The sequence below is a fragment of the Kibdelosporangium banguiense genome (genome assembly GCF_017876405.1).
In the GTDB taxonomy this organism is placed as follows: Bacteria; Actinomycetota; Actinomycetes; order Mycobacteriales; family Pseudonocardiaceae; genus Kibdelosporangium; species Kibdelosporangium banguiense.
The window spans coordinates 1120547-1140658 of sequence record NZ_JAGINW010000001.1; the positions used below are offsets into that span (position 1 = coordinate 1120547).

At 66.1% G+C, this 20112-nt stretch carries 20 protein-coding genes and 1 pseudogene; 5 read left to right on the plus strand and 16 right to left on the minus strand.

Translation table 11 applies throughout. The features are described 5' to 3' along the window. Positions 1-45 precede the first annotated feature (45 nt). Positions 46-1575 (minus strand): spherulation-specific family 4 protein, encoded by a 1530-nt coding sequence (locus JOF56_RS05230; RefSeq protein WP_209635094.1) that lies wholly within the window; start codon positions 1573-1575, stop codon positions 46-48. A gap of 101 nt (positions 1576-1676) precedes the next feature. On the opposite strand from JOF56_RS05230, the gene JOF56_RS05235 reads away from it, so the two are divergent. The 4 genes from JOF56_RS05235 to JOF56_RS05250 all read left to right on the plus strand — a co-directional run bounded on the left by JOF56_RS05235 (position 1677) and on the right by JOF56_RS05250 (position 4262). Continuing rightward, on the plus strand, positions 1677-2444 hold the full coding sequence (locus JOF56_RS05235; RefSeq protein WP_209635096.1) for an alpha/beta fold hydrolase: 768 nt from the start codon (positions 1677-1679) through the stop codon (positions 2442-2444). 17 nt (positions 2445-2461) lie between these two features. After that, a complete protein-coding gene (locus JOF56_RS05240) occupies positions 2462-3115 on the plus strand; it encodes a LuxR C-terminal-related transcriptional regulator (protein ID WP_209635098.1) in 654 nt (217 codons plus the stop codon). 3 nt (positions 3116-3118) lie between these two features. After that, positions 3119-3445, plus strand: a complete 327-nt coding sequence (locus JOF56_RS05245; protein WP_209635100.1) for an MGMT family protein — start codon at positions 3119-3121, stop codon at positions 3443-3445. A gap of 79 nt (positions 3446-3524) precedes the next feature. Beyond that, on the plus strand, positions 3525-4262 hold the full coding sequence (locus JOF56_RS05250; protein WP_209635101.1) for a septum formation family protein: 738 nt from the start codon (positions 3525-3527) through the stop codon (positions 4260-4262). On the opposite strand, the gene JOF56_RS05255 is transcribed toward JOF56_RS05250, so the two are convergent. The 8 genes from JOF56_RS05255 to JOF56_RS05290 all read right to left on the minus strand — a co-directional run bounded on the left by JOF56_RS05255 (position 4163) and on the right by JOF56_RS05290 (position 14610). After that, the gene (locus JOF56_RS05255; protein WP_307854930.1) at positions 4163-4882 is read right to left on the minus strand and encodes a sirohydrochlorin chelatase; all 720 of its coding nucleotides are present in this window, start codon (positions 4880-4882) and stop codon (positions 4163-4165) included. The two genes, JOF56_RS05250 and JOF56_RS05255, sit on opposite strands and share 100 nt — an antisense overlap. 11 nt (positions 4883-4893) lie before the next feature. Then, entirely contained in the window at positions 4894-6018 is a 1125-nt protein-coding gene (locus JOF56_RS05260; RefSeq protein WP_209635106.1) for a uroporphyrinogen-III synthase, read from the minus strand. A gap of 2 nt (positions 6019-6020) precedes the next feature. Further along, a complete protein-coding gene (gene nirD, locus JOF56_RS05265; protein WP_209635107.1) occupies positions 6021-6341 on the minus strand; it encodes a nitrite reductase small subunit NirD in 321 nt (106 codons plus the stop codon). After that, positions 6338-8827: a nitrite reductase large subunit NirB gene (nirB, locus tag JOF56_RS05270; protein ID WP_209635109.1), complete on the minus strand. Its 2490-nt coding sequence runs from the start codon at positions 8825-8827 to the stop codon at positions 6338-6340. The genes nirD and nirB overlap by 4 nt, the downstream gene beginning before the upstream one ends. A gap of 94 nt (positions 8828-8921) precedes the next feature. Then, a complete protein-coding gene (locus tag JOF56_RS05275) occupies positions 8922-10268 on the minus strand; it encodes a nitrate/nitrite transporter (RefSeq protein ID WP_209635111.1) in 1347 nt (448 codons plus the stop codon). A gap of 12 nt (positions 10269-10280) precedes the next feature. Beyond that, on the minus strand, positions 10281-11699 hold the full coding sequence (locus JOF56_RS05280; RefSeq protein WP_209635113.1) for an FAD-dependent oxidoreductase: 1419 nt from the start codon (positions 11697-11699) through the stop codon (positions 10281-10283). Next, positions 11696-13672 (minus strand): molybdopterin oxidoreductase family protein, encoded by a 1977-nt coding sequence (locus tag JOF56_RS05285; protein ID WP_209648016.1) that lies wholly within the window; start codon positions 13670-13672, stop codon positions 11696-11698. The genes JOF56_RS05280 and JOF56_RS05285 overlap by 4 nt, the downstream gene beginning before the upstream one ends. A 143-nt stretch (positions 13673-13815) precedes the next feature. Further along, on the minus strand, positions 13816-14610 hold the full coding sequence (locus tag JOF56_RS05290; RefSeq protein ID WP_209648017.1) for a TIGR02569 family protein: 795 nt from the start codon (positions 14608-14610) through the stop codon (positions 13816-13818). Positions 14611-14726: 116 nt separating this feature from the next. Between JOF56_RS05290 and JOF56_RS05295 the strand changes: the two genes are divergently transcribed. Continuing rightward, positions 14727-15104, plus strand: coding sequence for a hypothetical protein (locus JOF56_RS05295; protein ID WP_209649130.1), 378 nt, complete (start codon positions 14727-14729; stop codon positions 15102-15104). Here JOF56_RS05295 and JOF56_RS05300 read toward each other — a convergent pair. The 7 genes and pseudogenes from JOF56_RS05300 to JOF56_RS05330 form a co-directional block, all read right to left on the minus strand. Beyond that, complete coding sequence (locus JOF56_RS05300) at positions 15001-15231, minus strand: helix-turn-helix domain-containing protein (protein ID WP_209635114.1); 231 nt, start codon at positions 15229-15231, stop codon at positions 15001-15003. The genes JOF56_RS05295 and JOF56_RS05300 overlap by 104 nt on opposite strands. Next, a pseudogene (locus tag JOF56_RS05305) lies at positions 15218-15700 on the minus strand (DUF6879 family protein); the annotation flags it as partial. The gene JOF56_RS05300 and the pseudogene JOF56_RS05305, both read right to left, overlap by 14 nt. A 24-nt stretch (positions 15701-15724) precedes the next feature. Further along, positions 15725-15928 (minus strand): hypothetical protein, encoded by a 204-nt coding sequence (locus JOF56_RS05310; RefSeq protein ID WP_245378155.1) that lies wholly within the window; start codon positions 15926-15928, stop codon positions 15725-15727. Positions 15929-15992: 64 nt separating this feature from the next. Beyond that, positions 15993-16610: a class I SAM-dependent DNA methyltransferase gene (locus tag JOF56_RS05315; protein WP_209635116.1), complete on the minus strand. Its 618-nt coding sequence runs from the start codon at positions 16608-16610 to the stop codon at positions 15993-15995. A 58-nt stretch (positions 16611-16668) separates the two neighbouring features. Further along, a complete protein-coding gene (gene moeZ, locus JOF56_RS05320; protein WP_209635117.1) occupies positions 16669-17850 on the minus strand; it encodes an adenylyltransferase/sulfurtransferase MoeZ in 1182 nt (393 codons plus the stop codon). Positions 17851-17949: 99 nt separating this feature from the next. After that, entirely contained in the window at positions 17950-18831 is an 882-nt protein-coding gene (locus JOF56_RS05325; protein ID WP_245378156.1) for a DUF3152 domain-containing protein, read from the minus strand. A 280-nt stretch (positions 18832-19111) separates the two neighbouring features. Beyond that, on the minus strand, positions 19112-20089 hold the full coding sequence (locus tag JOF56_RS05330) for an alpha/beta fold hydrolase (RefSeq protein WP_245378157.1): 978 nt from the start codon (positions 20087-20089) through the stop codon (positions 19112-19114). Between the last annotated feature and the right edge of the window lie 23 nt (positions 20090-20112).

The following is a 20112-nucleotide window of genomic DNA, read 5'->3' on the forward strand; positions in this document are numbered from 1 at the left end:
GCAGGCCGTGTTAACAGCTTTGACTCCTCCTCACGGGTGAATCGCTCAACAGTGATCGGATTGATCCACGGTAATCGGCGCGCTGTACTCGTCCGGCGGATCATCCGCGGTGAAACCGCTGAACACGACCACCTGGCGGGTTTGCCCGGTGACCGGGACACGCCACACGAAAGTGCCATCCGATTCCGACACCAATGGCGTAACGCCGGTGACAGGCTGCCATCTCCAGCCCGGTCCGGTATACCGATAGAGAAATGAGTTCTCGATCAAGACGTCCACGCCGGCGGGCAGTCCGGGGGGAAGATGCCAGCCGGTGGCGGGATCGTTGTCGGAGTCCACGAACACCCGGTGGTGGCCGAATGCGGCGCCGAAACTCGCCCGGTATTCCGCGATCTGCGGACTCAGGCACGCCGCTGGCCGGGTCACCGACAGCCCCGGCGATGGAGTCGTCACGACAAGCGGTGAGCTTGCCGCAGAGAGGTTTCCGGCGGCGTCACGGGCCTTGATCGTCACTGTGTACGTCGTCGCGTGCGGCAATCCTGTTGCCTCGTAGGCGTTGTCGTAGGTCTCGGCGACGCGGGCGCCGTTCATGTGGACCTCGTAGCCGGACACCGCGACGTCGTCGGCCGGGGTCTGCCAGTTCAGCCGGACCCGTGCCGCCGTCTCGCTCGACCGGGTCAACACCGTCAACCCGGTCGGCGTCTGTGGCGGAGTGGTGTCCGAGATCCCTGATGCCGCAACGAGTTGAGCGTCCCAGTAGGAGGCGAGCCCGCCCCACGGGAACGGCGTCATCGTGCGTTCGGTGGCGTACACGAAGCCCGCGTTGATGGCCTTGCTGCGGGTGATGACCCCGATCATGTCGCGTTCGGCCGGCACGTCGTGGATCAGGTGCCAGAACTTCTTCGGGTCGGGGTGCGTGCGTTGCCAGTCCGGCGGCCGGAACGCGAGATAGGCCGCGGCGTCGCCTTCGAAGGACAACATCGTGTCGGCGACGTTCTCGTAACACTGTTCGGCCGGCGCACCCGGATTGATCACGATGTACGCGTGGGGATCCTTGCCCCGGATGTGGTCCCGGATCGCGGTGTAGACGTTCGCGTACTCGTTGCCGGTCCCGCACAGCAGTACGGTCTGATCAAGAAAGATGCCGTCCACACCAGAAGATCCGTAAACGGCGTACCACTCGTCGACGTCCTGCTTGATTTGATCGACCCATTCGGGAATTGACGTACCGCCCGAGCGTGTGACATGCCTGCCGTGCCCGAAGTCCACACCGAGATAGCCAGTGTCCACATATACCAGCGTTTTCGCGCCGGACGCGCTGATACGCCCGATCGCACCGGCCCACGCCGGATGAAACGGCACCTCCGGCCGGCTGCGGCTGCCATTGATCACGACAATTCCATTGGTCGGCCGGTTCTGCGCCAGCCGGTGGAAGATCGCCATGCCGTCGGGGGTATCCGGGCCCCAGTACGCCGGAATCGCGGTCTGCTGGCTGGTCGCGGCCGCACCGGCCGGAACAGGAAGAAGCAGGGCGGCCAGGATTGACACACCGGTCAGCGCGAGCTTACGGACCATGTCCTCACAGTAATGGCAGAACCCGGTGAAGAAAACGGCCGGGAAATCGATCACCCGGTGACCGGATGAACGATTCCCGCCGGGATGCGATCATGTCCGGTGTGAGCCCAGTGTTGAACGTGCACGAGTTCGGCCCCGCGGACGGAGCGCCGGTGCTGATGCTGCACGGCATCACAGGCCACGGTGCCCGGTTCAAACGCCTCGCCGAGGAGCACCTCTACGACTACCACGTGATCGCGCCGGATCTGCGTGGCCACGGCATGTCCACGAACCTTCCACCGTGGACACTCGAACAGCACGCCGCGGACCTGTTGACAGTCCTGGACAGTCTGAAGGTCACCGGCCTGCCCGTGGTCGGCCATTGCTTCGGTGGCGCGGCAGCGATCCACCTCGCACGCCTTGCCCCGCAACGGGTGACAAAGCTGATCCTGCTCGACCCGTCCATCGGCCTGGACCCGAAGTTCGCCCTGGAGACCATGGCGCCGTGGCCGCACGTGTTCCCCACCATCGAGAAGGCCGGCGAGTGGCAGCGCAACGAATGGGCCGGCATCAGCCTGCGCGACGTCGAGGAAGAGCTGCACGAGAACTTCATGCAGATCAGCGGCCGCTGGCTGCCCAAGTACAGCCACTCCGCGGTGTGCACTGCGTGGAGCGAAATGTGCCGGGCCGCCCAGCTTCCGCCGCCGGCCACCCGCACTCTGCTTGTCTGCGCGCCGAAAGCCGGCATCGTCCGGCCCGCCTTCGTGCAGGCCTGCCAGGTGACCATGCGAGAGAACCTCGATCTGGCCGAGATGGACTGCGGCCACATGATGTACCTGGAACGCCCGGCCGAGACAGCCGACCTGATCGCCGGATTCATCGAAGGGTGAACCAGTAAGGTGCAGCTGTGCGCGTAGTGCTCGGCGAGGATCTCGTCCTGTTGCGAGACGGTCTCATCAGGTTGCTGTCGGCGCACGGCTTCGAAGTGGTCGAAGCGGTCGACAACGGCCCAGCACTGCTGGAGGCCCTGCTGAAGCACCAGCCGGATGTGGCGGTCGTGGACGTCCGGATGCCGCCGACCTTCACCGATGAGGGCCTCAGGGCAGCGATCGCGGCCCGTGCGGAGGTGCCTGGACTGCCAGTACTGGTGTTGTCACAGTACGTGGAGCAGCTTTACGCGCGGGAACTGCTGTCCGATCGGCGGGGCGGCGTGGGATACCTGCTCAAGGACCGGGTCTCCGAGGTCGGCCAGTTCGTGGACGCGGTGAAACGGGTCGCGGCCGGTGGCACGGCGATGGACCCGGACGTCATCTCGCAACTGCTGGCCCGGCGGGAACGCGATGAGCCGATCGGATCCCTGACGCCCCGCGAGCGTGAAGTGCTGGGACTCATGGCCGAGGGCCGGTCCAACGCGGCGATCGCGGCCAGGATGTTCGTCACCGAGAAGGCTGTGAGCAAGCACACCAACAACATCTTCAGCAAACTGACGCTGCCGCCGTCGGAGGACGACAACCGGCGTGTGCTGGCAGTGCTGGCATATCTGAACGACACGAACGGCTGAGCCATGGACGAGCAGTTGCACGAGAAGGTGCGCGAAGTCATCAAGATGATCCCCGCGGGAAATGTCGCGAGCTACGGCGACATCGCCGAGCTTGCCCACGCTCCGTCGCCGCGTCTGGTGGGCCGGATCCTGGCCGAGGACGGCCACGACCTGCCGTGGCACCGGGTTCTGCGGTCCGACGGCACGCCGGCACCGCATCTGCAGGACGAACAGCTGGAGTTGTTGCGCGCCGAAGGCGTCCTGGCAGACGGCAACCGTGTCAACATGCGGACGTACCGTTGGGGTGAAACCAAAGCCGATGACGGTCCTGCGTCATTGTTCGATCTGTAGGCCCGGCGCCGATTGAACGATTTGATGACACCTGCAGTTTGTATTTGAGGCGTATAGGCATTTCGGTCATCATGCTCAAGTGACCCAGCCACCGCCGATGATGCCGCCTCCGCCGGAGGGGCCATACGGCCAACGACCGCAGGATCCGCCACCGCCAGGCCCATATGGCGCACCACCGCCACCACCACAGGACCCGTACGGTGCCCCGCCACCGGTGGCGAATCTGCCATCCAGCCCGTATGGTGCGCCGCCGCAGGGCCAGTTCAGCGGCCAGTACATGTCACCACCGCCGCCGAACCTGCCGCCGCCCGTCCCGCCGAAGCCGCAGCGGACCAAGACCATCGTGACGATCGCGGTCATCGTGGCGCTCCTCGCTGTCGCCGGGGTCGTCGCCTATGTCTTCAGCAACACGGCCAAGCGCGACGAGGCCACGGGCCAGGTCACCAAAGAGGGCGCGCTGACTGTGTTCGACCTCAAGGAAGGCGACTGTTTCGACAACGCGCCTGCCGATGACAAAGAGGTCGAGACCGTGAAAGCCGTGCCGTGCGGCCAGCCGCACGACGCCGAGGTGCTCGCCTTGATCACGATGACCACGACCAGTGCCACCTACCCGGGCACCGACAAGGTCGCGGCCGAGGTCGAGCAGTTGTGCGTCGACAAGGTGGGTGACCGGCTGGATCGCAGCAAGATCACCGACCGGCTGGACATGTTGTACTTCTACCCGACCGCGGAGTCCTGGAAGCAGAAGGACCGGGGCGGAACCTGCGTGGCCGCCGCCAACGACAACGGAAAGCTCACCGAGCCAGTGGGCAAGTGAGCGTTGAGATAGCGGCGGACGACGAGCTCGACGGCGTTCCGGTGGGCGCCGATGGGCTCGGCCACAACTTTGGCCCCGGCATCGCGGACAACGCGATGGAACAACCCCGGAGCCAGCAGCCATGACGCGACGGCAAGTCCGCGGGCCACATCTGTGACTCGCGGGCTTGCCGTTGTCACGTAAGCAACCTGTACATCTACCGAAGTCAGGCTCGCCAGCAGACGAGCCGCACGGTGAACGTCGGCCAATGCCCGTTCGTCCGAAGACCCCGCCGCTGCCAGGACGATCGGCTCGTCCACCCAACCGGCCTGGATCAGCCGCTCATGTGCTGCGGCGACAAGGGTGCGCGCGGGTCCAAAAGGGTCGGTCAAGGCGACTTCGGAATGGCCGGATTCCGCTATCTGCTTGGGAATATCGACTCGCACGTGATATCCGGCTGCCAGGAAGGCGGGTACCACGACGGCCTGGCCTTGGATCTCCCGCAGGACTTCGGTCACGCTGGGCGCGCATACATCGGCGAACGCGACCCGAACGTCCACATCGGGCAGACGGAGCCGCACCTGAGCCGCCAGGTCCTCGATGACGCGGCTGCCCAACGGATCACGAGTGCCATGAGCCACAAGCACAAGAGTCATATGGTTGTCGCCAATCGGTAGCCGCGTTTGACCACAGTCTGTACAAGCGAGGAATCACCCAGAGCGGAGCGCAATCGCGCGATCGCGGTCTCCACCGCGTGCGCGTCGACATCGTCCTCACGGCCGGAATGCCGCCGCAACACGCCGATCAGAGCAGGCCGGGAGAACACATGCCCTGGGCGTAGGGCCAAAGCACGCAGCACGGCCATCGGTGCGGGCGGCACACCGCGGAGTTCCTCGTTGACCACCACGGCCTGGCCACGCAGTTCCAGCCGGCATTCACCGACCTGCAACCGCGTCGCCCGAGCCGGCAACTCGACCGCGACCGTCCGGGCCAACGCCCCGATTCTGGGCCGGTCCGGCTGCACCACCGGGACCTGCGCCTCGACAAGCGGACCCGCGGTCACCGAACCGACACACACAGCCAACACGGGCCCGCGCAACGCTTTCAGCAAGTCCGCACTACGTCCCTGCCGTTCTGCCAACGCCAGCACGCTCGCCGCGGCGGGTGCACTGGTGAACGTGAGCGCATCGACACCGCCGGCCAGGACCGCGTCCAGCAGTCTTTCCAACGGAGTCACATCGGCGGGCAAAGTCCACCGATACACGGGAATCTCGACGACCTCAGCGCCCGCATCACGCAAGGAGTCCACGAAGTGCGGCAGCGGTTCGCCGTGCAACTGGATAGCGATCCGATGACCGTCCACTCCGGACTCCAACAGATGTGCCAGCACCTCGGAGTTGCTCTCCGAAACCGGCGACCAGCTCTCCACCAACCCGGCGGCGCGGACCGCGCCCTTGGCCTTGGGACCGCGGGCGAGCACGCTCGCGTTGCCCATGACCCGCAACAGATCGGGGCCCAGGCCCCAGCCCTCAGCCGCCTCCACCCAGCCACGGAACCCGATGGCCGTCGTCACCACCACGGTGTCGACCGGGTTCTTGATCATGTTCTCGGTCGCCGCCTGCAGCTCCGCGTCGTCCGGCAGCGGAACGATCCGGATCGCCGGTCCGTGCAGGACGTTCGCGCCCCGCCGGTCCAGCAGCGCCGCGAGTTCGTCAGCACGGCGTGCGGCCGTGACGCCGACCGTGAAACCAGCCAGTGGTGGGACTTCGACCGTCACCGTCACGGAACTCCAACCATGACCATGCCCTCGGTGACTCGCACCGGGTACACCTCGACCGACACGTCCGGATCCTCCACGCAAACGCCTGTACGCAGGTCAAAGGCATTCTTGTACACCGGTGACACGGCAACCGGAACGCCCGCCCGATCACCGACGATACCCCTCGACAGCACGGCTGCCCGGGAGAACGGGTCTATGTTGGACAGTGCGAACACCTGGTCGTCGTTGGTGCGGAACACCGCGACCTGCACGTCACCAGGCAGCAGTGCGGCCACTCCGCGATTGGGCATCAGCCTCGCCAGCGGGAACACGACAGTCATCGGGACGCCACCTCCGGAATGCCCAGCTGCACCGGGACCCGCTGGCCGCGTTCCTCCCGGAAGGAGATCGTCGGGTCAGGCGCCCCGGGCGCGTTGATGAACGAGGTGAACCGGGCGAGCTTCTCCGGGTCGTCCAGCACACCTTTCCACTCGTCGGCGTACGAGCCGACATGCCGTTGCATCGCGGCCTCGAGATCCGCGCAGATGCCCAGGCTGTCGTCCACGATCACCTCCCGCAAGTGGTCGAGCCCGCCGTCCATCGCCTCGATCCAGGCCGCTGTGCGCTGCAGACGGTCAGCGGTCCGGATGTAGAACATCAGGAACCGGTCGATCAGCTTGATCAGCGTCTCGGTATCCACATCGGACACAAGCAGATCCGCGTGCCGTGGTTTGAAGCCACCGTTGCCGGCGACGTAGAGGTTCCAGCCGTGTTCGGTGGCGATCACGCCGAAGTCCTTGCTGCGGGCCTCAGCGCATTCGCGGGCGCACCCGGAGACGGCCGACTTGAGCTTGTGCGGCGAACGCAGACCCCGGTACCGAAGCTCCAGCTGGATCGCCAGCCCCACGGAATCCTGCACACCGTAACGGCACCAGGTCGTACCGACACAGGATTTGACTGTGCGAAGAGACTTTCCGTACGCGTGCCCGGACTCCATGCCCGCGTCGACAAGCCGCCGCCAGATGTGCGGGAGCTGGTCGACTGTGGCGCCGAACAGGTCGATCCGCTGACCACCGGTGATCTTGGTGTACAGGCCGAAGTCGCGCGCCACCTCGGCGATCACCATCAGCTTGTCCGGGGTGATCTCGCCACCCGGGATCCGCGGGACGACCGAATACGTGCCGTTGCGCTGCAGGTTGGCCAAGAAGTGGTCGTTGGTGTCCTGCAAGGAGGCCTGTTCGCCGTCCAGCACGTGCCCGTTGCCCAGTGAGGCGAGCACGGACGCGACGGCAGGCTTGCAGATGTCGCATCCGCTTCCCTTGCCGTACCTGACAATCAGCTCACTGAACGTACGAATCCCAGTGCCGCGCACGACCTCGAACAGCTCAGCCCGGCTGTGCTCGAAGTGCTCGCACAACGCCTTCGACTGCTCGACACCGGCTTCGGCAAGCAACTGCTTGAGCATCGGCACGCACGAGCCACAACCTGTTCCGGCCTTCGTGCACGACTTCAGCGCGGGAACATCCGCGCAGCCCTCGGCGATCGCACCGTTGACAGCAGCCTTGGTCACCGCGTGACAGGAGCAAACCTGCGCGTCGTCAGGCAGTGCGCCCATCGCGACCGCAGCGCCGGCGGGAGCGATCAACGATGCCGGGTCGCCCGGCAATGTCCGGCCGACCAAGGGCCGCAGCATCGTGTACGCGCTGGCGTCGCCGACCAGCACGCCGCCGAGCAGAGTCTTGGCGTCGTCGGAGACGACCACCTTGGCGTACGTCCCGGCCACGGCGTCGTTGAAGACAACCTCAAGCGCGCCTTCCGTGGCGGCGTGCGCGTCGCCGAAGCTGGCCACATCCACGCCGAGCAGCTTCAGTTTGGTCGACGTGTCCGCGCCCGGGAACGTTGCGGTGCCGCCGAGCAGCCGGTCCGCGACGACCTCGGCCATCGCGTAGCCAGGCGCGACAAGACCGTAAACCATTCCGTCGATGCACGCGCATTCGCCGATGGCGTAGATGTTCTCGTCGTCTGTGCGGCAACCTTCGTCCACCACAATGCCGCCGCGCGCACCGACCGTGAGGCCCATCTGCCGGGCCAGGTCGTCACGCGGCCGGATGCCCGCGGAGAACACCACGACATCGACATCGAGCTCGACGCCGTTGGTCAGCTTGACCAGCATCCGGTCGCCGTCGCGCTCGATCACCTCGGCGGATGTTCCAGTGTGGACGGTCAGATCCAGTTTCTGGACCAGGTTCTTGAGCAGGCCCGCGCCGCCCTCGTCGACCTGGATCGGCATCAGCCGCGGCGCCAGCTCGACCACGTGCGGGGAAAGACCCATACCGCGCAGGGCATTGGCTGCTTCCAGACCGAGCAAACCACCGCCCAGCACCATTCCTGCTCGCCTACCGGTACGACCGGCGGCCTCGATAGCCGCCCGTATCGCGTCGAGGTCGTCGATCGTCCGGTAGACGAAGCATCCCGGCAGCTCCCGACCGGGAACGGGTGGAACGAACGGGGTGGAGCCGGTGGCCAGCACCAGCGCCTCGTAGTTGATGCGCTCACCCTTGGTCGTGATGACCACACGGGCGTCACGGTCGATCTCGACCGCGGTTTCGCCCAGCCTGACCTCGACGCCGTCGAGAGGCGACAGCGTGAGGTCGTCCGCGTCCCACGTGTCCACATAGGAGGACAGAGCGACGCGGTCGTAGGCAGGCCGCGGTTCCTCGGACAGCACCACGATCCGCCAGGTGCCCTCCGGGTCGCGGTCACGCACCGCCTGAACCAGGCGGTGGCCGACCATGCCGTGGCCGACAACCACGAGTGTGCGCGTCATCCGGTTCCCTCCTCGTTTTCCATGCTGGGTGGCGGGCGTGTCAGGCCGGGTTCCGCGATGTTTCCGGCGCGTTAAAGCAACCTCCCCGCGCAGGTCACACCCTGGCCAGAGCGGGCTCCGTAGCCTGCACAGAGGACGGTTTGCGCAGGTAGACGGCCCAGGTGACGACGAAACAGACGCCGTAGAACACCAGGAACGCCACGAACGCCGGCACCCCGCTCTTGGCTGTGAGGAAGGCCTCACGGAAGGCCAGGTTGATGAACAGCCCGCCCAGTGCACCGATCGCACCGGCCAGTCCGATCAGCGCACCCGACAGCCGCCGGGCCCGCAGCAGTGCCGCCTTCTCCTCGGCCCCGGCCTCGATCGCCGACTGGGCCTTGGCCCGGAAGATCGCCGGGATCATCTTGTACGTCGAGCCGTTGCCCAGGCCGGAGAAGATGAACAGCGAGATGAACCCGGCCACGAACAGCGGCAGCGACTTGAGGTTGGACGCCACGATCGTCACGCCGGTCCCCGCGGCGAGTGCGAGGAAGGTCCACAGGGTGACCTTCGCGCCGCCGATCCGGTCGGACAGCCAGCCGCCGACCGGCCTGATCAGCGAGCCCACCAACGGCCCGAGGAACGTCAGCGACGCCGCCTGCAGGGGCGTGCGGCCGAACTGGTTCTGCAGCACCAGGCCGAAGGCGAAGCTGTAGCCGATGAACGATCCGAACGTGCCGATGTAGAGGAACGACATCACCCAGGACTGCGGGTCCTTGACGACTTCCCGCAGTGCCTTGGTGTCGCCGCTCATCGAGGCCAGGTTGTCCATGAACAGCAACGCCCCGATGGCCGCGAGAATCAGCAGCGGCATGTAGACGAACAACACGATCCTCGGCGCGCTCGGGCCCGCGGTGCTGATCACGAGCAGACCGATCAGCTGGATCGCCGCCACACCAAGGTTTCCGCCACCCGCGTTGAGGCCGAGCGCCCAGCCTTTGCTGCGCTCGGGGAAGAACGCGTTGATGTTGGCCATGGAGGAGGCGAAGTTCCCGCCACCGACGCCGCCGAGCGCGGCCACCAGCATGAACGTGCCCAATGACGTGCCCGGGTGCATCACGACCGCGGCCAGGATGGTCGGGATCAGCAACAGGCCCGCGGAGAAGATCGTCCAGTTGCGGCCGCCGAACTTCGCCGGGGCGAAGGTGTACGGGATCCGGATCAGCGCGCCGACCACGGTCGGCGTGGAGACCAACAGGAACTTGTCAGCCGCCGAGAGGCCGTACTGCGGGCCCATGAACAGGACCATCACCGACCACAGTGTCCAGATCGAGAATCCCAGGTGCTCGGCGAAAATCGAGAACCACAGGTTGCGTGAGGCGATCTTGCGGCCGCCGTTGTCCCAGAACTGCTGGTCCTCTGGCTCCCACTGGTCGATCCACCGTCCACCAAAACGCTTCATGTACGTCCCTTACTACGTCGTGGTCGAGAGCCATTCCGCAATGCCGCACACAACTTCGCGGCAACTGCCACACCCGGTCGTCGCCCTCGTCGCCGACGCCAGCTCGGTCACGCCGGTGGCGCCCGAGCGCCACGCCGTGACCAATTGCGATTTCGTGACCGAGTTGCAGCGGCACACCATGGCGGCGCCCGGCAACTCGGCTGGGCTGCTCGCCACCGTTGCCTCCGAAGGCAAGGCGCGGCCCAGCAGCACCGCCAGCCGGTCGGACGGCACCGGCATGCGGCCGTCGTACAGCTGGGTGATTGTGGCGGCGGCATCCGGCGCGCCGATGAGGATCGCGCCTGCCACCCGGTCCTGCCTGATCACCAGCTTGGCGTAGCGGCCACGGCTGGGATCGTTGAGGCACAACACTTCTGCCTCGTCCGTGCCGACATCCACGTGCACGTCACCGAGCGCCGCGAGGTCCACGTCCCGGGCTTTGAGCCTGGTGACCACGGGCGTCCCGCGGTATCGCGCGGCAACGTTGGTGCCGGTCAACAGATCGGCCAGAACTTCGGCCTGTTCCCAGGCCGATTGCACCAGGCCGGCCGCGGCACCTGAGTGCTGAGCGCAGTCTCCGATCGCGTACACGCGGGGATCGTTGGTACGCAGGCAATCGTCGATGACGATCCCCCGGTCCACCTCGATACCAGCGGCACTGGCTACCGAGGTCTCCGGCTTCACGCCGGCCGTCACGACGACGATGTCGGCAGGAACCAGGCCGTCGTCCAGTTTCAGCCCATCGCCTGGCACGTAACCGTTCACGCGGGCGTCCAGGCGGAATTCGACGCCCAGAGCGGAGAGCCGGCGAGCCAGCACAGCTCCCGCGCCCGCGTCGAGCTGGCGTTCCATCAGGTGCCCGACCGGATGCACGACCGTCACCTGGCAGCCGCGGCCCACCAGGCCTCGCGCCGCCTCGATGCCCAGCAGCCCACCGCCGAGCACGGCCACCGGCGCACCCGGACGAGCCGCGGCGAGAATCTGCTCGCAGTCGTCCAGTGTCCGGAAGGTGTACACGCCAGGGGCGTCCGGGGTCAGCCCTTCCACCGGCGGTAGCCAGGCCCGGCTTCCGGTCGCCAGAACCAAAGCGTCGTAGGAGATCGCCTCGCCATCCGATAGCACTACCTTGCGGGTGGCGCGATCGATGGAGGCGACGCTCACGCCGAGCCGCACACGTGAGCGCCATTCCCCGCCGTGCAGCGTGACGTGTTCGGCCTTCATCGACCCGCCCACGACCCCGGACAACAGCACACGGTTGTAGGCAAGGTGTTTCTCCTCGCCGAGAATGGTCAGGGCGACGTGCTCGCCGTCCGGATCACGGCGCAGGATCTCCTCGGCGAACCGGGCCCCGGCCATGCCGTATCCCGCGACAACGACAGAACGTGGACTCATGTTGTCCCCTCAAGTCGGACCGCGCAGACTTTGAACTCGGGCATCCGGCTGGACGGATCGAGCGCTGGGTTGGTCAGCCGGTTCGCGTTGTTGTCACCGGGGAAGTGGAACGGCAGGAACACCACGTCCGGCCGCATCGACGCGACGATCCGGACCCGCGCCTGGACTTCGCCCCGCCGTGAGGTGACCTTGGCGAGGTCACCGTGCTCCAGGCCCGACCGGGCCGCGGTGTCCGGATGTACCTCCACATAGGACTCCGGAACGGCGTCGGTGAGCTCCTTGATCAGCCGCGTCTGAGCGCCTGACTGGTAGTGCGCCAGGACCCGGCCGGTGGTGGCACGCAACGGGAAATCCGCGTCCACATCTTCCGCTGGGCCCTTGTGGTCGACCGGGATGAATCGAGCTTTGCCGTCGGGATGCCCGAACGAGTCCAGGAACAGCCTTGGCGTGCCGGCATGATCAGCCGACGGGACCGGCCAATGCAGTGCTTCGCCTGCGCGTAGCCGGTCGTAGGTGATGCCCGAGTAGTCGGCGACCCCGCCTTTCGAGGCGCGTCCGAGCTCGGCGAAGACCGTCTCCGCGTCGGTCGGGAACCGTTCGGCGGGCTGGCCGAGGCGGATCGCAAGCTCCTGCAGGACTTCCAGGTCCGTGCGGACGCCGTCCGGCGGGCGCAGCGCTGGGCGCCGGTGCAGGATTCGGCCTTCCAGGTTGGTGAGCGTGCCTTCCTCTTCGGCCCACTGGGTCACCGGTAGTACGACGTCGGCGAGGGCCGTCGTCTCGTTCGGCACGAAGTCCGCGACCACCAGCAAGTCCAGGTCCGCCAACCGTTCGGCTACGTGCGCCGAGCGGGGCGCCGAGACAACCGGGTTGCTGCCGAACACAAGCAGGCCTTGCGGCCCATGCGGGCGGCCCAGCGCGTCGAGCAGTTCATATGCCGACCGGCCGGGCCCAGGTAAAGAATCCGGGGACACGCCCCAGACCCCGGCGACGTACTCGCGCGCTGCCGGATCGTCGATTTTGCGGTAGCCCGGCAACTGGTCGGTTTTCTGGCCGTGCTCACGGCCGCCTTGCCCGTTGCCTTGCCCGGTCAGACAGCCGTATCCGCTGCCTCGCTTGCCCGGCAGGCCAAGCGACAGTGCGAGGTTGATCCACGCGTTCACAGTGTCCGTGCCCGTGGCGTGCTGTTCCGTGCCGCGGGCCGTCAGGATGTACGCGTTGCGTGCGTTTGCCAGCAGTCGCGCGACCGTGCGCTGGTCTGTGGCTGAGACGCCGGTGACTCGCTCCACGCGCTCCGGCCACCACGCTGCCGCGATACGCCAGGCTTCGTCGAACCCTGTGGTGCGGTCGTTCATGTACTGCTTGTCCGCGTGCCCATCCACGAACACTGAATGCAGAATTCCGAGTGCAAGCGCCAGATCAGTGCCAGGGCTGGGCTTGAGGTGCAGCATGGCGCGTTCCGCGGTCGCCGTCCGGCGCGGATCCACCACGATCAGCCCGGCTTTGAGATGCTGCATGAACGGCGGCATGGTCTCGGCAGGATTCGCGCCGATGAGAAGCACGACGTCGGCATCGTCCAGGTCCGTGACGGGAAACGGCATTCCGCGGTCCACACCGAACGCCCGGTTGCCCGCCGCGGCCGCCGACGACATGCAGAACCGCCCGTTGTAGTCGATCTGGGAGGTCCGCAGGGCCACACGGGCGAACTTGCCCAGCGCGTACGACTTCTCGTTGGTGAGGCCGCCGCCACCTAAGATGGCCATACCGTCACGGCCGTGTTGCCGTTGGATTCGTTCAATCCGTTCGGCGACAAAGTCAAGCGCCGTGTCCCACGTCACAGGTTTGCCGTGCAACAACGGCGTTGTCAGCCGCGCCGGGGAGGAGAGCAGCGCCCCGGACGTCCATCCTTTTTGGCACAACCCGCCACGGTTGGTAGGGAACTCCCGCGGCTTGACCTCAGCCCCGGCGAGCGTCATCCCGCACTGCAGTGCGCAGTATGGGCAATGCGTCTCGACCGTCACGGCGATGACGCTAAGCAGCGGTTGTTACCTAGCTATGTGCAAGTGTTTCGGCCGTGCGACATTGCCTGCTCCGACCCCTGAAATTCGCGGTGAGGGTGCTATAGGAGCTGGTCGACGGACTGCGCCACACGCGCGAGCCCCGACAGTGACTCCGCAGTGGACTTCGGGTGCAAGGCATGCACAGCCAGCCTGAACAGCAGCGCCTGCAGCATCGTCTGCGGCCATTCAGCCAGGTGCGACCACCGGCCGATGATGCCGTCGTCCGCACCGCCCCACGCCAGCGAGTCCACCACGACCACAGCAGCAGCCCACTCCGGCGGCCGCCAATAAGGGGTGAAGTCGATCAGCCCAGGGTCCGAATCCCCGTCGAACAGCACGTTGCCGAACAGGTCCCCGTGCACGACCTGCCGCGTCAGCTTGGTGGGCTTACGCTTGGCGACCAGCTCTTCGAAGATCAGGCCGCCACGATCAGGCTTCAGCGGCATCTCCAGATCACCGCCGGCCACCCGGTCGGCCACCGCGAACACATCCTGGCGCGCATCGATGAACCGCGGCCTCGGCAGCCCCTTCAACGCCTCATGCAGCGTCAAGGAGACGGACACAACCTCGTCGTGCCTCGGCTCGGCATGCCCCTCGATGAACCGGTAGGCCGCCCACCCACCAACCACCCAGCGCCCGTCAGTCGACCGCAACGGCCGCCCGATCCTGAGCCCAGGCACGTGCAACTCACCCAACGCCTTCGCCACCCAGGCGGCCTCGGCTGGGCTACTCGCCGGCTTGAACGCGCCGTCACCACAACGCCAGAGCGGACCGGCGTCGATCAGCTCAGGCTCCGCGTCACGCTGTCCAAAAGCGGACCGGACGTGTGGTGGGGGCGGTTGCAGGGTTCCCATCGCCAGGCACGCTACCGCGTCGGTCACCCAATCCGGTGCCCGCCACGCCTTGAATCCGTCGCAGCCGTCCCGATCCGCCACCACTCAGCCGCCCTGACACCCGCGAGCCTGGCAAAATGAGGATCGACATCATCCTTGGCAGACGCCACATCAGCCCACTTGGCCGCCCGCGCCACCGCGATCCGCCGCAACCCGACGAGCCCAACCGCGGCGAGTATTTCCGCCGCCCGCGCCCGAACCTCCCACGGCTCAGGCAGATACGCCATCGCCGGACCGCCAAACACAGGATTCACAATGAAAATGTAAAACCCGGCTGTGCGAAGCAGCGAGTTTCAGTCGAGCTCCCGCATAAACTCATCGACAATAGAGCGGAGAAGAGCGGCAGCATCATCACCAGTAAGAGCATGCCGCCAGAAGTACTCGAACAGGTTGAGGTGATAGTCGATGCACATCGATCACCGACGGCAGTACCTTCCCCTGCTCTATCCGACTGATCTTCGACTGGGACATGGCACAACGGGCGGCCAGCCTCTCTCCCGAAAGGCCAGCGGCCTTACGCAAGGCCCTCAGCGTGTCGGCAAGATCTCTTCGTTCTTGCTGCTGCCGATCAGGGTCGAGCATCCCACTCGCCGAATGGCACAGAGTTCTTCAAAGCGATCGCCTGCCAGCCGTGATACTTATCCATGTCCGGCTCGTCGATCAGCTCCGCGTTGATCACCGTTCCGTCCGGGTTGAAGTTCAAGTGAACCACTATCGAGTCATCAAAGATCCAGAAATCCTGATCCGGGAGGCCGAAACTCTCGTCAGTGATATCCAAAACTCGAACATCTTCACCTGCAGCTATATTGGTTGGCACACCCCAGGAGAAGATGTATCGCTGGTAGTCACTGAGCGGGAATCTAACCAGTCGCACTCTGCTGACAGATTTTCCTTCGGCAGCCCATGTGCGGATATTGTTCTGCCAACGCTCGTTGAATCCTGGCGGCTTCGGCTCTCCGGCTAGAAATCTGGCCAACTGCTCACCAGGGATGGTGTAGGTCTGCTGGACCTCCAGCCTCCAGGCCGACCGCTTGAAGCCATCCCAGAAGCGCTCCCATTCCTCCCGGCCGCACTGTCATAGCTTCCCCTCCACCTGCAGAGCACGCAGCGCATCCTTGAGCACATCCAGGGGAAGTTCTACAGCTACTTCACCAGGACCCAGAGCCAGGCCTTCAGCTTCGACCACCGGCGCGCCTTGTGCTACGCCAGTACCTCTGTCACTGACATAGACCGTTGGACAGAACCCATCCTCGCAGCCGGACACCTTGCGTAGTTTCATGAGCACTTTGGTAGCACAGCGTGATGCACGATTTCGATTCTTAGTCGAGCTTTCGCATAAAGAGTCATTGCTTCTGGGCCATCAGCACGACCCCGGGGCGTTTGGGGCCGATGATGGTCATGGTCGCGGTTACTGCGAATCCGGACTGGGTGAGATGGGCTTCGACGTCTTTCGGCTGGCGCATGTAGGCGTCGAACGTCACGTCGTGGCCGTATGCGCTCTCTGGGCGCAGGATTTCGTCTCCCACGGCGAATCCCACGACGAGTAGGCCGTCTGGGGCGAGTACGCGACGGAACTCGGCGAATGCCACGGGTACTACGTCGGGCGGCAAGTGGAGGAGCGACCACCACGACACGAGGCCACCCAGCGTTCCGTCCGCCAGGTCGAGCGCGGTCATCGACGCTACGGAGAACTGCAGGTCTGGATACGTCCGGCGGGCGACTTCGATCATTCGCGGCGAAAGATCTGTGCCTGACACGGACAGGCCCAGCGAAGCGAGATGGGCGGTTACGTGGCCTGGGCCGCAGCCGACCTCCATGACCGGGCCGGTGACCTGGGCGGCGAACGCGGAGAGCATCGACCGGAGGACGGGGTCCTTGGCGAAGCGGGCAGGGACCTCTGAGGCGTATGTTTCGGCGAAGGTGTCGTACGCGTCGCGGGTCATGGTCAGGTAGTCGGTCACCTGGGCGACCCTAATGGAAAAGGGGCACCCGGCCGGGTGCCCCTTTCTCGGAAAAAACTCAGTATGTCGGCAGGCTTGTGTCGACGTCGCGGGCCCAGCCGAGGACTCCGCCGCCTACGTGCACCGCGTCGGAGAAGCCAGCCTTGTGCAGTGCGGCAAGGGCTTCCGCGGAACGGGCACCGGACTTGCAGTGCAGGACAATGGGTTTGTCCTGCGGCAACTCCGCCAGGGCTTCGCCGGAGAGGATCCGGTCCTTGGGGATCAGGACCGCGCCGGGAATCTTGACGATCTCGTACTCGTGCGGCTCGCGGACGTCGATCAGCGCGAAGGTGTCGCCCCGGTCGAACTTCTCCTTCAGCTCGCGCGGGGTGATCGTGCTGCCCGCCGCGGCTTTCTGGGCGTCATCGGAGACCACGCCGCAGAAGGCGTCGTAGTCGATCAGCTCGGTGATCTTGGGCGACTCGGGGTCCTTGCGGATCTTGATCGTCCGGTAGCTCATCTCGAGTGCGTCGTAGACCATCAGACGTCCCAGCAGCGGCTCACCGATGCCGGTCAGCAGCTTGATCGCCTCGGTCACCATGATCGAGCCGATGGACGCGCACAGCACGCCCAGCACGCCGCCCTCGGCGCACGACGGAACCATGCCGGGAGGCGGCGGCTCCGGGTAGAGGTCCCGGTAGTTCAGGCCCTGGCCGTTGGGCGCGTCCTCCCAGAAGACGCTGACCTGGCCCTCGAACCGGAAGATCGAGCCCCACACATAGGGCTTGCCCAGCAGCACCGCGGCGTCGTTGACCAGATACCGGGTGGCGAAGTTGTCCGTCCCGTCCAGGATCAGGTCGTAGTCCCGGAAGATGTCCAGCGCGTTCTCGGAGTTGAGGTGCTCCTGGTGCAGGTTCACCCGCACGAGCGGGTTGATCTCGGCGATCGACTCCTGCGCGGACACGGCCTTCGGCTTGCCCACGTCGGACTGGCCGTGGATGACCTGGCGCTGCAGGTTCGACTCGTCGACCACGTCGAAGTCGACGATCCCGAGCGTGCCCACCCCGGCCGCGGCCAGATACAGCAGCGCCGGACTGCCCAGGCCGCCCGCGCCGACCACGAGCACCTTGGCGTTCTTGAGCCGCTTCTGACCGTCCACGCCGACATCCGGGATGATCAGGTGGCGGCTGTAGCGCGCGACCTCGTCCTTGGTCAGCTCCGCGGCTGGCTCCACCAGCGGCGGCAGCGAACTTCCTGGCATCGACTCCTCCTAGTGGTCCCGCGTACATAGAACACCGGACGAGCCAGGAGTCTTCCCCGTGCCCACATTCCGGGATCCGTGGGACCGGACAAAACGCAGTCAGCTACCGGGTGCCTTGCCCTGCGGGTTCGGGTACGGGTTGAAGCGGCAGACCTTGCCGTCCTTCTTGACCGGGTCCGGGTTGCCGGGGACCGCGTCGTTGAGCTGCGCGACGTAGTCGTTGGCGACACCGAAGCTCTGCTGCATCATCACCGGCGCGAGGCCGCCGTTCTCCTGGCAGCCCTCGTGGCCGCGGCCGAACGCGTGACCGACTTCATGGTTGATCGCGTACGTGCGGTAATTGCCGATGTCGCCGTTGAACGCCAGTGCGCCGCGCACCCACCGGGACAGGTTGATCACCACTCGGCCGTCCTGCTTCAACCGGCACGACGACTCGTACGGGATCGTCCGGCCGCACAGCTTGTGCGTCGTGTCGGGCGTGGCGAGAGTGATCCGCATCCTGGGCTTGTCGGACACACGCTGCACGGCGATGCGCGGATCGCTTGTCCAGCCACGGGGGTCGGCGAGCGTGCGGTCGATCAGATCGGTGAAGGCGTCGTCGCCGCCGCCGATCTCGGCCGGCTTGATGCCGTTCTCCACCTCGATCGTGTAGGTGAACGTGCTCTGCGTGCCCTGGCCGACCTTCGGGCCCTGGCCGGGAATGATCCGGAACGTGCCGGGCCCAGACGGGGTGAACTCGGCACCGGGCGGCAGCTCGGCCGTCGGGATGTTGGCCTCGATCGGCTTGGCCGGGATCTCCGTGGCGTCCGGCGTGACGTCGGGGTCAGGCAGCTGGCCACCGCCCGCGGCGGCGTTCTGCCGGGCATCCGAGCCGGAACCCTGCGCTTCGACCGGCGGCGTCCTGGACGTGTCCCAGAGCACCAGAGCCGTGATCACCAGCAGGACCGGGACGGCGTACAGGCGCCAGCCGTAGACCGACAAGATGCCACGGCGTCTGACCGCCGGGATACGTCGGTACGACTCCTCAGCGGTCTCACTGTCGGGCTGCCACGCTGCGGCAAGCGGTTCGCCAGGGGCACGGCGTGACCCGCGCTGATAGCGATCTTCACCCTCGCGGCGTCCCTGAGGTCCCTTAGATGCCGCACGTGATGCTCCGGAGCGTGACTTTTTCGGCGGCGAGACGTTTCCTCCCTGGGTCATCCGGCTCACGGGATTAAGGGTGCCACATCACTCTCCGATAACGAATGCGCGACCTGGCCAGTCACCAGATGTCCTCTTTGGCGGCTTCCCAGAGACCCAGTGCGGCCCTGGCCACGGTCTCCGGACGTTCGATTTGTGCCACATGTCCGGTGTTCGGCAGGACAAGCAGGCGACCACGGGGCAAAAGCCGCGCGGTCCGGGGAGCCTTACGCACAGTGACGAGTTTGTCCTGTGTGCCCCACACCACGAGCGTCGGCGCGGTGATTTTCGGCACGATCCGCCAGAGCGACTGCGACGGCGGCACGAGCCAGGCCCGGAACAGCCCCATCGTGGTGGCCATCAGCGACTGCGCGGCCCAGGCGATCTTCGCGCGGTCGGCGAACTCCTGCGCCGTCTCGTCCATCCGGTGCGGCGGCACCATCGACGGGACGGCGAAACACAGGTTGACCAGCTGCTGAGCACGCTGCATCGGGGTCAGCGCGGCGAGCTGGCGGCGGAAGCGGGCGCCGATGAACGGCATCATCGCGAACGGGATCCGCGGGTCCGACATGCGGTTCGGCAACGGCCTCAGGTCAGGCACGGCCGGCGACACGAGCGTGAGCGTGCGGACGAGTTCCGGGTACTTCGCGGCGAGCACCATCGACACGGCGCCGCCCATGGAGTTGCCGAACAGGTGCACCGGGCCGAGCTCCATGCCGCGCATGAATTTCGCGAGCGTGTCCACATGGTCGACAAGGTCGAACTTGTAGCCGCCGGGTGGTTCGGATCTGCCGGCACCCGGCAGGTCCACGGCTATTCCCTGGGCGTGCCCGGAGAGCTGCGCCGACAGGTCTGTCCAGTTGAGCGACGACCCGCCGAGGCCGTGCACATAGACAGCTGTCTCATCCGTTGGACCAGGTGTACGGCGGATGTGCAGACGGACTCCGCCTGCTTCGACGTGCTCGCCAGGCCATGGCGGCAGGGTCAGGTCAAGAGGCGGCCGCGGGGCGTCCGACAAGGGAACACGGGTCAACGGGGCGCGCTCGCGGGTGGTGTCCATCGGTCCAGTGTGCATGGACTGCG